Annotated in this window: 12 protein-coding genes; 9 read left to right on the forward strand and 3 right to left on the reverse strand. The window is 66.1% G+C overall.

Annotated features, from left to right (window positions below; genetic code table 11):
• The first annotated feature begins 110 nt into the window (after positions 1 to 110).
• The 7 genes from gltX (at position 111) to LIW09_RS02900 (ending at position 6,021) form a co-directional block, all read left to right on the forward strand.
• Positions 111 to 1,517, forward strand: coding sequence for a glutamate--tRNA ligase (gene gltX / locus LIW09_RS02870; RefSeq protein ID WP_256646466.1), 1,407 nt, complete (start codon positions 111 to 113; stop codon positions 1,515 to 1,517).
• Between the two features lie 9 nt (positions 1,518 to 1,526).
• Positions 1,527 to 2,018 (forward strand): Fur family transcriptional regulator, encoded by a 492-nt coding sequence (locus LIW09_RS02875; RefSeq protein WP_256646467.1) that lies wholly within the window; start codon positions 1,527 to 1,529, stop codon positions 2,016 to 2,018.
• Positions 2,019 to 2,098: 80 nt separating this feature from the next.
• Positions 2,099 to 3,481, forward strand: a complete 1,383-nt coding sequence (locus LIW09_RS02880) for a hypothetical protein (protein WP_256646468.1) — start codon at positions 2,099 to 2,101, stop codon at positions 3,479 to 3,481.
• 9 nt (positions 3,482 to 3,490) lie between these two features.
• The gene (locus tag LIW09_RS02885; RefSeq protein WP_256646469.1) at positions 3,491 to 4,393 is read left to right on the forward strand and encodes a metal ABC transporter substrate-binding protein; all 903 of its coding nucleotides are present in this window, start codon (positions 3,491 to 3,493) and stop codon (positions 4,391 to 4,393) included.
• The gene (locus tag LIW09_RS02890; protein ID WP_256646470.1) at positions 4,390 to 5,202 is read left to right on the forward strand and encodes a metal ABC transporter permease; all 813 of its coding nucleotides are present in this window, start codon (positions 4,390 to 4,392) and stop codon (positions 5,200 to 5,202) included. Before LIW09_RS02885 ends, LIW09_RS02890 begins: the two co-directional genes overlap by 4 nt.
• Before the next feature lie 59 nt (positions 5,203 to 5,261).
• Positions 5,262 to 5,687, forward strand: coding sequence for a MerC domain-containing protein (locus tag LIW09_RS02895; protein WP_256646471.1), 426 nt, complete (start codon positions 5,262 to 5,264; stop codon positions 5,685 to 5,687).
• 163 nt (positions 5,688 to 5,850) lie between these two features.
• Entirely contained in the window at positions 5,851 to 6,021 is a 171-nt protein-coding gene (locus LIW09_RS02900; RefSeq protein WP_256646472.1) for a 30S ribosomal protein THX, read from the forward strand.
• A gap of 57 nt (positions 6,022 to 6,078) precedes the next feature.
• Here the strand turns inward: LIW09_RS02900 and LIW09_RS02905 are convergent, their stop codons facing one another.
• Positions 6,079 to 7,269 (reverse strand): dipeptidase, encoded by a 1,191-nt coding sequence (locus LIW09_RS02905; protein WP_256646473.1) that lies wholly within the window; start codon positions 7,267 to 7,269, stop codon positions 6,079 to 6,081.
• A 14-nt stretch (positions 7,270 to 7,283) separates the two neighbouring features.
• Positions 7,284 to 8,501, reverse strand: coding sequence for an imidazolonepropionase (gene hutI, locus LIW09_RS02910; protein WP_256646474.1), 1,218 nt, complete (start codon positions 8,499 to 8,501; stop codon positions 7,284 to 7,286).
• 157 nt (positions 8,502 to 8,658) lie between these two features.
• Between hutI and hutG the strand changes: the two genes are divergently transcribed.
• The gene (gene hutG / locus LIW09_RS02915) at positions 8,659 to 9,609 is read left to right on the forward strand and encodes a formimidoylglutamase (RefSeq protein ID WP_256646475.1); all 951 of its coding nucleotides are present in this window, start codon (positions 8,659 to 8,661) and stop codon (positions 9,607 to 9,609) included.
• 4 nt (positions 9,610 to 9,613) lie between these two features.
• On the opposite strand, the gene LIW09_RS02920 is transcribed toward hutG, so the two are convergent.
• Positions 9,614 to 10,852, reverse strand: a complete 1,239-nt coding sequence (locus tag LIW09_RS02920) for an alkaline phosphatase family protein (RefSeq protein ID WP_256646476.1) — start codon at positions 10,850 to 10,852, stop codon at positions 9,614 to 9,616.
• A 101-nt stretch (positions 10,853 to 10,953) separates the two neighbouring features.
• Here LIW09_RS02920 and hutU point away from each other — a divergent pair, with 101 nt between their 5' ends.
• Positions 10,954 to 12,624 carry a urocanate hydratase gene (gene hutU / locus LIW09_RS02925; protein ID WP_256646477.1) on the forward strand — a complete coding sequence of 557 codons (1,671 nt, stop codon included), beginning with the start codon at positions 10,954 to 10,956 and terminating at the stop codon, positions 12,622 to 12,624.
• The last annotated feature ends 181 nt before the right edge of the window (positions 12,625 to 12,805 follow it).

The raw sequence follows: 12,805 nt of genomic DNA on the forward strand, positions 1-12,805 counted from the left end.
TGGCTGGGCATGCCGCAGCTGCGGCATGCCTGGCGCCTTCGCCGCGTCGCAGGCCGGAGGACTGGGCGTCCGCCAGTTAAAATACGCGCATTCCGTTCGATGCCCTGCCCATGACCACCCGCACTCGCTTCGCCCCGTCCCCCACCGGCTACCTGCATATTGGTGGCGCGCGCACCGCGCTGTACTGCTGGCTGGAGGCGCGCCGCAAGGGCGGGCAGTTCGTCCTGCGCATCGAGGACACCGACCGCGAGCGCAGCACGCAGGCGGCCATCGACGCGATCCTGGAGGCGATGGACTGGCTGGGGCTGGATTACGACGAAGGCCCGATCTACCAGACCCATCGGCTTGATCGCTACAAGCAGGTCGCGGAACAGCTGGTCGCGGCCGGCCACGCCTACTACGCCTACGAAACCAAGGAAGAGCTCGAGGCGATGCGCGAGGCGTTGATCGCCGCGGGCGAGAAGCCGCGCTACAACGGCGCCTATCGCGACGCCAACGCCGGCTGGCGCGACGATCCGAACCGGATCATCCGTTTCAAGAACCCGTTGAACGGCGTGGTGGCCTGGGACGACAAGGTCAAGGGCCGCATCGAGATTGCGAATTCCGAACTCGACGACCTCGTCATCTTCCGCAGCGACGGCTATGCCACCTACAACTTCGCGGTGGTGGTGGACGACATCGACATGCGCATCACCGACGTGGTGCGCGGCGACGACCACGTCAACAACACCCCGCGCCAGATCAACATCTACCGGGCGCTCGGCGCGCCGGTGCCGCACTTCGCGCACCTGCCGATGATCCTGGACGAGCAGGGCGCCAAGCTGTCCAAGCGCACCGGCGCGGCCGACGTGATGCAGTACCGCGACGCCGGCTACCTGCCGCACGCGCTGCTGAACTACCTGGTGCGCCTGGGCTGGTCGCACGGCGACCAGGAAGTGTTCTCGATCACCGAGATGCAGTCGCTGTTCGATCTGGCCGACGTCAACGCGAAGGCCTCGCGGCTCGATTCGGCCAAGCTGGGCTGGCTCAACCAGCAGTACCTGAAGTCGGACGATCCTGAAGCGGTCGCCACGTATCTCGTTTGGCACCTGGAGCAGGCCGGTTACGACCTGGCGAATGGGCCGAAGCCGGCGGAGCTGGTGATCGCGCTGCGCGAACGCGCGCAGACGCTGAAGGAGATGGCGGAGAAATTGGCGGTGTGGTTCGGCCCGCTGGCGCACTACGACGAAGCCGCCGTGGCCAAGCATTTCAAGGCCGAGGCGCGGGCACCGCTGACGCAGATGCGCGAGCGCTTGGTCGCCCTGGAGCTCTGGGCGGCCGAGCCCATCCATGACGTGGTCAAGGCGGTGTCGGAGGCGCTGGGCATCGGCATGGGCAAGATCGCGCAGCCGCTGCGCGTGGCCATCACCGGCACGCCGGTCAGCCCCGACATCGGCTGGACGGTGTATCTGTGCGGCCGCGAGGAAGCGCTGCGCCGGATCGACGCGGCCCTTGCAATGATTCCCGCCAGCACTTAAATCATCCTCATGGGCAATACGCACGTCTGCACCGATCCCAAGCACCACGTCCACGACGCGGCCGCGTTCGTGTCGGCGGTGGAGCGTGCCTGCGGCGAGCGCGGGCTGCGCCTGACCGAGATCCGCGCGCGGGTGCTGTCGCTGGTGGCGGAAGCGGGCAAGCCGATCAAGGCCTACGACCTGCTGGAACGGGTGCGCGACGGCGAAGGCGCGGGCGCCGCGGCGCCGCCGACGGTCTATCGCGCGCTGGATTTCCTGCTGGCCAATGGCTTCATCCACAAGCTGGAGTCGATCAATGCGTTCGTGGCCTGCCATCATCCGAACGCCGCACAGCATTCGGTGCCGTTCTTGATCTGCAATCGCTGCCACGCGGCCATCGAGCTGGAGGATGCCAGCATCGTTGCATCTCTTGACGATGCCGCGCGGGCGCTGGGGTTCGCGCCCCAGGCGCAGACGCTGGAAGTGCATGGCCTGTGCGCGAAATGCGCAAAGTCAACCTGACCCCTGCCGTCAGTCATGTTGACGACTTCCGTCTCGTGAATGTTATGTTATAACCTAATCATTCGCGGAAACGTTCCAGTATGCGCAAGTTGTTATTGACGGTTGCCCTGTCAGCGGCGCTCAGTGCCCCGGCGTTGGCGGCACCCCAGCAAAGCGACCACGACCGAATTGCCACGCTGGAAGCGCAGGTCCAGGCGCTGCAAGCCCAATTGCAGGCGATGAAGGCTGCCGCGCCAGCGCCGATCGCGGCTGCGCCGGACGCCGGCACCGCTGCAGCAGGCGCCAATGGCGACATCGACGCGCTGGCTGCCGATGCGTCGGGCAATTCCGCGCCAGCCGCGGACGCCGGCATGGGTGTGGCCGCGCCCGAGGCTGGCAGCACCGGCAGTAGCGGTGCGAATGCGTTCAACCCGGCGATCAGCGTCATCCTCAACGGCAGCTACTCGCAGCACTCGCTGGCGCCGGGCAGCTATTCGCGCGCCGGTTTCCCGTTGGTGGGCGAGGCCGGCCCGGGCCCGGCAGGATTTTCGCTGGGCGAAAGCGAGGTTTCGCTGGCGGCCAACATCGATGACAAGTTCTACGGCCAGCTGACCCTGGCGATGGGCAGCGAGGATGGCGAGGATCACCTCGGCGTGGAAGAGGCCTTCATCGACACCACCCATCTGCCCGGCGGGTTCAACCTGCGGATGGGCCGGTTCTTCTCCAACATCGGCTATCTCAACAGCCACCACGCGCATACCGACAGCTTCTTCGACCGGCCGCTGCCATACCAGGCATTCCTGGGCGGCCACTACGGCGATGACGGCGTGCAGTTGCGCTGGGTCGCGCCCACCTCTCTGTTCCTGGAGCTGGGCGGCGAACTGTTGCGCGGGCAGCCGTATCCCAGTGGTGGTGCTCAGCACGACGGCGTTGGCAGCAAGACCGTGTTCGCGCACGTGGGCGGGGACGCCGGCAGCAACAACGAATGGCTGGCCGGCGTATCGATGCTGAAAACCCGCACCGCCGGCGGCGAAGATGGCTTCAGTGGCGATGCCAACGTGTATGTGGCAGATGCAACCTGGAAGTGGGCGCCACAGGGCAATTTCAAGGACGGCGGGATTACCTTGCGCGGTGAATACCTGCTGGATGACCGCAACGGCACTTACATCGATCCGGCGGCCCCGCTGAGCAGTGCGCCGTGGTCCGGGCAACGCCGTGGCGCATATCTGGAAGGCGTGTATCGCTTGAGCCGGCAATGGGATGTCGGCTATCGCTACGACCGCCTGTGGAGCGACGGCAACCTGCCGCTGGCGACGAGCTTTGACCCCTTCCGGCACAGCGCCGAGCTGACCTGGCGCAACAGCGAATTCAGCCTGTTCCGCCTGCAGCTTGCGCGCGACCGCCCCAATGCCGCCGATAGCGACAACGTTCTCACCTTGCAATATCAAACCAGTCTCGGCGCCCATGGCGCGCACAAGTTTTAAGGAACCGACATGAAGACAATCGCGATGCCCCTGTTGTTGCTCGCTGCGTTGGCAGCGGCGGCCCCGGCGCAGGCCAAGCTGCGGGTATTTGCCTGTGAACCCGAATGGGGCTCGCTGGTGCAGGAGCTGGCCGGTGACAAGGTCGATCTGGACGTGGGCACCACCGCACTGCAGGACGTGCACGTGGTGGAGGCCAAGCCCAGCCTGATTGCCAAGGTGCGCGCCGCCGACCTGGTGGTATGCACTGGCGCCGAACTCGAAGTGGGTTGGCTGCCGCAGCTGATCCGTCAGTCCGGCAACGCCAAGGTTGCCTCCGGCGCGGGTTCGTTCATGGCCGCGGCGCAGGTAAGGACGCTCGAAAAGCCGACCGCGCTGGATCGCGCCAACGGCGACGTGCATCCGGACGGCAATCCGCATATCCAGATGGATCCCCGGCGCATCCTGATCGTTGCGCGGCGGCTGGATGCGCGCCTGATCCAGATCGATCCGGCCAATGCCGACACGTACCGGCAGCGTGGCGCCAGCTTCGAGAAGCGTTGGCTGGCCGCGATGGCGAAGTGGTCGGCGGAGGCCGCGCCGCTGAAGGGCCGCAAGGTCGTGGTCCACCACATCAGCTGGGTCTATCTGTGGGACTGGTTGGGCATCCAGGAGATCGGCGCGCTGGAACCGAAGCCCTCGGTGCCACCAACCGCCGCGCATCTCGCCGAACTGGTGGGCATCACCAAGTCCAACAACACGCTGGCCATCGTGCATGCGGCCTATCAGGATTCGAAGCCCTCGAACTGGCTGAGCCAGCGCACCGGCGTGCCGGTGCTGAACCTGCCGTTCACCGTCGGCGGCGATGCGCAGTCGAAGGACCTGTTCGGCCTGTTTGATTCGACGATTGCAAAGTTGCTGGGAGCCGCCAAGTGACCCTGAACATGCAAGGCCTGGATATCAGCATCCTCGGCCCCGCCTGCGTGGCCGGGCTGATCGTGCTGTCCACCCATGTGCCGTTGGGCAAGCAGGTGCTGGGACGCGGGATCATCTTCATCGATCTGGCGATTGCGCAGATCGCCGGACTGGGGGTGATCCTGGCCCAATACTTCGGGATTGAAGAACACGGTTTCGGCGTGCAATTGGCCGCCGCCGCAGCAGCCCTGGCCGGCGCCGGCCTGCTGTCCTGGACCGATCGCCGCTGGCCGCACTATCAAGAGCCGCTGATCGGCACCTTGTTCGTGCTGGCCGCGACCGGCGGCCTGCTGCTGCTGGCCGACAACCCGCAGGGCGGCGAGCATCTCAAGGACCTGCTGGTCGGTCAGATTCTATGGGTGAGCTATGCGCAGTTGATCCCGGCGGCGATCTTGTCGTCGCTGCTGTTGGTGGCGATGTGGCTGCGTCGCGGGCGGCTGACCGGTCTGCTGTTTTATGCCATGTTCGCATTGGCGATTACCGCGTCGGTGCAGTTGGTTGGCGTCTATCTGGTGTTCGCCAGCTTGATCGTGCCAGCGCTGGCCACGATTGGCATGCGTGGCCGCAGCCAGTTGGCCACGGCCTATGCAATCGGTACGGCGGGCTATGTGGCGGGGCTGGCGCTGTCGGCGGTGCTGGATCTGCCGAGCGGGGCGATGATTGTCTGGACGTTGGCAGGGTGCGGGCTGCTGGCACAGCTGGTGCCTGCAGTGCGGCGTTCGCATCGACGGCAGGACGTGCCGGTGGCCGCGCTGGACGGAGCCGGTTGACCGGTGCGCTGGTGCATGGCGTTCAGACGGGATGGCCTGAAGTTGTTATAATGTAACGAATGAGCGCCGTGAACCGCATTTCTCGACCCGCAAGTCATTTCCTGGATCGCCTGGGCGCAACCGGCTCGCTGCTGTGCGCGATCCACTGCGCGCTGTTGCCGCTGCTGATCGCGGCGCTGCCATCGTTGGGGTTGGCTAGCGCGCTGGGCGAGCGTTTCGAAGAAATCTTCGTGGTCTTCGCCAGCCTGGTGGGCGGCTACAGCGTGCTGTCCGGCTACCGTCGCCATCGCCTGTGGCAGGCGCTGGCATTGATGCTGCCGGGCCTGCTGGTGCTGTGGGTCGGTGTGCTGTACGCCCCCATTCACCATGCGCCATGGCCGCATGCGGTGGTGATGACGCTGGGCGGAACCCTGGTCGGGTTGGCGCATCTGGCCAATCTGCGGCTCAACGCGGGACACGCCAACTGCGCAAGTTGCGCGCATTGACGGGTCCGGAGTCGGGCGATCCCGGTGCGATTCTCCTTCCTGCCGGAGCCTCGGGATGCAGGCAGGCGGGTGGGCAGAAACGGACACGCGCCGAATGATGTTAAAATGCCCGACTCGCGCGCGGCGCGACAACCTCTTTTACGATTGATCCGGGAGCAACACGATGGGCAAGGGCGACCGCAAGACCGCCAAGGGCAAGCGCTACAACTGCAGCTACGGCAATGCGCGCCCGCACGTAACCACCAAGGCGGCCGGCACCGCAGCGGCACCGGTGGTGAAGAAAGCCGCAGGCAAGACCGTGGCGAAGAAAGCGGTCAAGAAAGCCGCTGCCTGATTCCGGCAACCAACGGATCACAAGAGCCCCGCACCGCGGGGCTTTTGCATTTCCGGCTTACTTCGCTGCGCCGGCTTCGATGACGCCCCATACCCGCAGCAGGTTGCCGCCGAGGATTTTGCGGATGTCCGCGTCCTTGTAGCCGCGTGCCTGCAGGCCGGCCACCAGGTTGGGATAGTCGGCCACGGTCTTGAGTTCGTTCGCCAACTCGCCGCCCACGCCGTCGAAGTCGGAGCCGATCCCGACGTGGTCGATGCCGAGCAGCTTCACCCCGTAGTCGATCTGATCCAGCACCTGCGTGAGCGTGCTGCTGCGCACGGGATGCGCGGCTTCCCAGGCCTTCACGAACGCGTCGCGGTCTGCCTGCGGCTTGCCCTGCGCCTTCAGTTCGGCATTGCGGCGATCGAATGCCTGCCGGGCGTGATAGAGGGCTTGCCCGTCGGCGGCACTGGCCGGGTTGATGAACATGGTGCCGAATGGCACCTGCACCACGCCACCCTTGGCGGCCACCGCTTTGGCGATTTCGTCGCTGATGTTGCGCTCGAAGCCGGGGGTGAAATGGCGGAATGCGGAGTGGCTGGCGATCACCGGCACCGTGCTGATCCGGATGGCCTCCAGTGCGGACGCATCGGCCAGGTGCGAGACATCGACCATCATCCCCAGCCGGTTCATCTCCGCCACCACCTGCCGGCCGAAGTCACTCAACCCGTTCCATTTCTTGTCGGTCGAATAGGAAGAGTCGGCGAGGCGATTGGGCGCGCTATGGGCCAGGGTGATGTAGCGCACGCCGCGATTGAAGAAGAATTGCACGTTCTCGAGCTTGTCCACCAACGGCGCGCCGTTCTCCATCCCCAGCGGCAGCAGCACGCGCCCCCCTACGCGCAAGCGCGCGGCGTCGCCCGGTGAGGTGAGCAGGGCGAACTTGTCCGGATGCCGCTGCACCAGCGCGTCCACGCCGTCGATCATCGCGTTGGCAACCTGCCAGGCCGTGTCGTCTTCGTCTTGCTTCGGCGAGGTGTAGATCGACATGAAGGCCACGTCGAGGCCCCCCTTGCGTGCCTTCACATAATCGAACTCGCGATCCTTCACCTCGCCGCCCAGGTCGGACCAGCGTTCCAGCAACTCGGTGGGCGCGTCGATGTGGGTGTCCACGAGGATCGCATCCTGCGCCAGCGTGTGCGCCGCGTCCTGCGCGCGGGCTTGGGTGGCAATCAGCAGGCAGGCAGCGGCAAGCAGGGTCAGGCGCATGGCGATCTCCGGGGTCAAGTGAGCTGGCGTCCGCCAACGAAGGCATGGGCGGCCAGATACCCCCCAAGCCAATAGCACAATTCAGCCGGATGGGTGACGTCCCACGCCACCAGGTCTGCCCGCAGCCCGACGCGCAGCAGGCCGCGATCGTCCAACCCCAGCGCCCGCGCAGCGTTGACGGTTGCGCCGCGCAGCGCCTCCTCGGGGGTCAGCCGGAAATGCGTGCAAGCCAGTTGCATGGCCTGTCGCAACGACAGCAGCGGTGACGTGCCGGGGTTGCAGTCGGTCGCCACGGCCATCGGCACGCCGTGCTCGCGCAACAGCGCGATGGGGGGAAGCCGGGTTTCGCGCAGCACGTGGAATGCGCCGGGCAGCAGCACCGCAACGGTGCCGTGCGCCGCCATCGCCCGAATGCCGGCCTCACCCGTGAATTCGATGTGGTCGGCGGACAGGCCGTTGAATTCCGCCACCAGCGCGGCACCGCCGAGATCGCTGAGTTGGTCGGCATGCAGTTTCACCGGGATGCCAAGTGCCCGCGCCGCTTCGAACACGCGCCGCGTTTGTGCTGGGGTGAAGCCGATGCCTTCGCAAAACGCATCCACGGCATCCACCAACCCGTCCGCGTGCAGCAGGGGCAGCCATTCGATCACCGCATCCACATAACCGTCGGCGTTGTCGCAGTAGTCCGGCGGCAGCGCGTGCGCACCAAGATAGGTCGTGCGCACCTCGATGCCGAGCGCTGCGCCAAGCTGGCGGGCCACGCGCAGCATCTTGCGTTCGTTGTCGTAGTCCAGCCCGTAGCCGGACTTGATCTCGAGGGTGGTTGCGCCATCGCGCAGCAGCGCCTGCGCGCGCGGCAGCGATTGCCGCAGCAGCGCGTCTTCGCTGGTTCGCCGTACTGCGCCCACGCTGGAGTGGATGCCGCCGCCGGCACGCGCAATCTGTTCGTAGCTGGCGCCATTCAGGCGCATGTCGAATTCGTTGGCGCGGTTGCCGGCAAACACCAAATGGGTATGGCAGTCGATCAGGCCCGGCGTCAGCAAGCGCCCGTCAAGGTCGAGTACGCGCGCCGCCGAGGCGTCAGGCGGCAGTTCCTGCCCTGGGCCAACCCAGGCAATGCGACCATCACTGCAGGCCAGCGCGCCGTCTTCAATGAGGCCGAATGGCGTCTCACCGGTGCAGGTGGCCAGCGTGGCGTTGGTGAGCAGCAGGTCCCAGGGGGGAGAAGGCATGGTGCGGTCAGCTCCGTGGCGGCGCGTTCGTTCCGCGATTATTGCAGACCGGCGCGGATGGCCCGGCAACCCGGGAAGGCCGAAACGGGGCGCTTACAATGGCGATAGTGATCGTCAGGAGTGTTCACATGCGCCGCCATCTGCAGCAGGTTTCACCATGAACGCCGCCGTCGAGGGTTGGAGCGGCCGGGTCGACCTGCCGGACACTGCGGCGACCCGGCGCTGGCACCAATGGGTGCGCGAACCGGTGGCCGGTGCCGCGCCAGGCGTGGCGGTGCTGGGCTTCGCCTGCGATGAAGGCGTGCGCCGCAACCACGGCCGGGTGGGCGCGGCCGCTGGGCCTGCGGCGCTGCGCGCGATGCTGTCCAATTTGCCGGTACTGGATGACACGCCGCTGTACGACGCCGGAACGGTGGCCTGCACCGATGGCGATCTGGAAGGCGCGCAGCGGCGTTATGCCGATCGGCTTGCCGACCTGCTGGATGCCGGCCATTTTCCGGTGGGGTTGGGGGGTGGCCATGAAATCGCGTTCGCCACCTATCAAGGCCTCGCCAAGCACCTTGGCGCGCGCCGGCCGCGCGTGGCCATCGTCAACATCGACGCGCACTTCGACCTTCGCCAGCAGGCGCAGGCCAGTTCCGGCACGCCTTTCCTGCAGGCGATCGAGCACGCGGCAGCACTGGGGTTGCCGCTGGACTACTGCGTCTATGGCATCAGCGCCGCAGCCAATACGCGCGCGCTCTTCGACAGCGCCGATCAACTTGGCGTGCATTACGTTCGCGACGATGAGCTGGGCCTGCTGGCGCTGCCGCAGCGCCTTGCCGAGTTGCAGGAAAAACTGGCCAAGGTGGATGCGATCTACCTGACCATCGATATCGACGGACTGCCGCACGCGATGGCGCCCGGCGTCAGCGCGCCGGCGGCGCGTGGCGTGCCGATGGAGGTGGTGGAGCCGCTGCTGGATGTGGTGGCAAGCACCGGCAAATTGCGGGTCATGGACGTGGCCGAGCTGTCACCGCCGTTCGACCGCGACAACGTGACCGCACGCGTGGCCGCGCGCCTGATCCATCGCGTCACCCATGCGGCGAGCCGCGCAACATCGCGCTGACGCGTCAGTGGGATTCCTGCAGCGCCGGCAGCAACGGCGCAATGTCGCCATCGCCGCCTTCGGGCGCAAGCCCGAGCAGGTACATCAGCAGCGGATACACATCGACGTTGTCGAACACCGGCAGGCGCACGCCGTGGGCAAACGCCGGCCCGGCGGCGATGAAGCTGGCGCGCATGGAAGGCAGGTCGGGATCGTAACCGTGCGAGCCACGTGGACTCGGCGGCTGCTGCATGCGGATCTCGAATTTGTTCGCCCGCAGGGCGTCCCATCCCGCATCCATCTGGCAGACGATGGCGGGGATGCGCGGATGCGTGCCGTACTGCCAGCGCGCCGGCAGCGCCTGTTTGCGCCAGCACTGGGAGTGGTCATGGCGGCCCAACAGACGTTGCTCGGCGTCGGCGGTCTTGCCCGGCAGCGGCGCGAAGCCGATGACTTGCCCATCGCTGATTGCCTCGGCGACATCGGGCGGCGCCAAGGCTTCAACCGGCAGCGTATGACCTGGCAGCACGGTTTCGAAGCCGTGGTCGGACACGACCAGGACATTGGTCGAAGCCAGCAGCCCGTGCTGCCGCAGGCCATCCAGCAGCATGCCGATTGCGGCATCCACCTCGCGCCGTGCGGTGATGGCCTGCGCCGAATCCGGCCCGTGGTCGTGGCTGGCTTCATCCACTTCATCAAGATACAGCGTCACGAAGCGTGGCCGTTGGTGCGCCGGCACCTCCAGCCAGCGCAGCACCTGGGTCACCGCGGCGGGGGCCGGAAGGTCGTCGTCGTACGCACGCCACGCGCGCGGACGCACGCCCTGGATCGCTGCCTCACTGCCCGGCCAGAACATGGTGGCGGTGCGCAGGCCGGCGCGTTCGGCGCTGACCCAGACCGGCACGCCGCCCCACCAGTCCCCGGTTTCCACCGCCTTGCGGTCGGCGGTGCGGAAACTCCCCAGCGCGGCATCGGCCATCGAATTGTGGATGATGCCGTGGTGATCCGGGCGTAACCCGGTGACCAGCGTGTAGTGGTTGGGGAAGGTCAGCGCCGGATACGAGGGGCGCATGCCCACGGCGCGCACGTTGGCGTTGCCCAGGGCATCCAGCACGGGCATCTGCGCGGGCGTGATGTCGGTGGGGCGCAGCCCGTCCACCGACACCAGCAGCACGGCGGCGGGAGCATGGGTGGACGACGTGGACGCGCAGCCGGCCTGCAGCAGGATCAACGACAGCGCAACGGTGCGGAAGTGGCGATGCATATGCCGATGATAGCCAAGAGCATGGGCTGTGGTTCGCAGGGCCACGGTCGATTCGGATGCGATAATCCCGGTTTCAGTGTCCTTTGCCGGAGCCGTGCCTGATGTCCAGCCGCAACGATCCTTCCCGCGTCATCCGCGCCCCGCGCGGCAGTGGCCTCACCTGCAAATCCTGGCTGACCGAAGCACCGTTCCGGATGCTGCAGAACAACCTGGATGCCGAAGTCGCCGAGAACCCGGCGGAGCTCGTGGTCTACGGCGGCATCGGCCGCGCCGCGCGCGACTGGGCCTGTTACGACGCCATCATCGAATCGCTGAAGAACCTCAACGACGACGAAACCCTGCTGGTGCAATCAGGCAAGCCGGTCGGCGTATTCCCCACCCATGCCGATGCGCCGCGCGTGCTGATCGCCAATTCCAATCTGGTGCCGCACTGGGCGACCTGGGAGCACTTCAACGAGCTCGACAAGAAGGGTTTGATGATGTACGGCCAGATGACCGCAGGCAGCTGGATCTACATCGGCAGCCAGGGCATCGTGCAGGGCACCTATGAAACCTTCGTCGAAATGGGTCGCCAGCATTACAACGGCGACCTCACCGGCAAGTGGCTGCTCACCGCCGGGTTGGGCGGCATGGGCGGCGCGCAGCCGCTGGCCGCATCGCTGGCCGGCATGAGCAGCCTCAACATCGAATGCCGCCAGACCAGCATCGATTTTCGCCTGAAGACCCGCTATGTCGATGAGCAAGCGACCGATCTTGATGATGCGCTTGCCAGAATTGACAAATACACGCAGGCCGGCGAAGCGAAATCCATTGCGCTATTGGGCAATGCCGCCGAGATTTTGCCGGAATTGGTCAAGCGTGGCGTTCGCCCCGATTGCGTGACCGACCAGACCAGCGCGCACGACCCGGTGCATGGCTATCTGCCGATCGGCTGGACGCTGGAGCAGTGGCTGGACGAACAGAAGACGAATCCGGACAAAGTGCGCGATGCCGCCAAGCAAGCGATGCGCGTGCACGTCGAGGCGATGCTCGCGTTCCACGCTGCCGGCATTCCCACCGTCGATTACGGCAACAACATCCGGCAGATGGCATTCGATGCCGGCTGCAGCAACGCATTCGACTTCCCCGGCTTCGTGCCGGCCTACGTGCGGCCGCTGTTCTGCCGCGGCATCGGCCCGTTCCGCTGGGTCGCGCTCAGCGGCGATCCTGAAGACATCTACAAGACCGACGCCAAGGTCAAGGAACTGATTCGGGATGACGCGCACCTGCATCGCTGGCTGGACATGGCGCGCGAGCGCATCAGTTTCCAGGGCCTGCCGGCGCGCATCTGCTGGGTCGGCCTGGGCCTGCGCCACAAGCTCGGCCTGGCGTTCAACGAAATGGTCCGCAACGGCGAATTGAAAGCCCCCATCGTGATCGGCCGCGACCATCTGGACAGCGGCAGCGTGGCCTCGCCGAATCGCGAAACCGAATCGATGCGCGATGGCAGCGATGCGGTGTCCGACTGGCCGCTGCTCAACGCCATGCTCAACGTCGCCGGCGGCGCGACGTGGGTGAGCCTGCACCACGGCGGCGGCGTCGGCATGGGCTACTCGCAGCACAGCGGCGTGGTCATCGTCTGCGACGGCAGCGAGGCCGCCGACAAGCGCATCGCCCGCGTGCTGTGGAACGACCCCGGCACCGGCGTGATGCGCCACGCGGATGCGGGCTACGACATCGCGCAGCAGTGTGCAAAAGAGCAAGGCCTCAAGCTGCCGATGTCGTCAATCTGACGCGACGTTGCCTTTGAAGCGAAGCAGTCGCAGCATTTGAGCGTGGAAAGGTTGGGTACTTGTATCCGGTCAGCGACTGTTTTGTGATGTATCAGCGCACATAGTGGATAAAGCGCACCCTAGGGAAAATCTGAACAACACGCCCCGAATCTTCAATTCCGGGCCACAGAGCAGGTTTTTT

The organism is Thermomonas paludicola, assembly GCF_024498955.1.
GTDB lineage: Bacteria > Pseudomonadota > Gammaproteobacteria > Xanthomonadales > Xanthomonadaceae > Thermomonas > Thermomonas paludicola.

Bases quoted from the DNA above. Each gene is read 5' to 3' on its own strand.
- gltX (WP_256646466.1), top strand. From the start codon at position 111: ATGACCACCCGCACTCGCTTCGCCCCGTCCCCCACCGGCTACCTGCAT.
- LIW09_RS02875 (WP_256646467.1), top strand. From the start codon at position 1,527: ATGGGCAATACGCACGTCTGCACCGATCCCAAGCACCACGTCCACGAC.
- LIW09_RS02880 (WP_256646468.1), top strand. From the start codon at position 2,099: ATGCGCAAGTTGTTATTGACGGTTGCCCTGTCAGCGGCGCTCAGTGCC.
- LIW09_RS02885 (WP_256646469.1), top strand. From the start codon at position 3,491: ATGAAGACAATCGCGATGCCCCTGTTGTTGCTCGCTGCGTTGGCAGCG.
- LIW09_RS02895 (WP_256646471.1), top strand. From the start codon at position 5,262: ATGAGCGCCGTGAACCGCATTTCTCGACCCGCAAGTCATTTCCTGGAT.
- LIW09_RS02900 (WP_256646472.1), top strand. From the start codon at position 5,851: ATGGGCAAGGGCGACCGCAAGACCGCCAAGGGCAAGCGCTACAACTGC.
- LIW09_RS02905 (WP_256646473.1), bottom strand. From the start codon at position 7,269: ATGCGCCTGACCCTGCTTGCCGCTGCCTGCCTGCTGATTGCCACCCAA.
- hutI (WP_256646474.1), bottom strand. From the start codon at position 8,501: ATGCCTTCTCCCCCCTGGGACCTGCTGCTCACCAACGCCACGCTGGCC.
- hutG (WP_256646475.1), top strand. From the start codon at position 8,659: ATGAACGCCGCCGTCGAGGGTTGGAGCGGCCGGGTCGACCTGCCGGAC.
- LIW09_RS02920 (WP_256646476.1), bottom strand. From the start codon at position 10,852: ATGCATCGCCACTTCCGCACCGTTGCGCTGTCGTTGATCCTGCTGCAG.
- hutU (WP_256646477.1), top strand. From the start codon at position 10,954: ATGTCCAGCCGCAACGATCCTTCCCGCGTCATCCGCGCCCCGCGCGGC.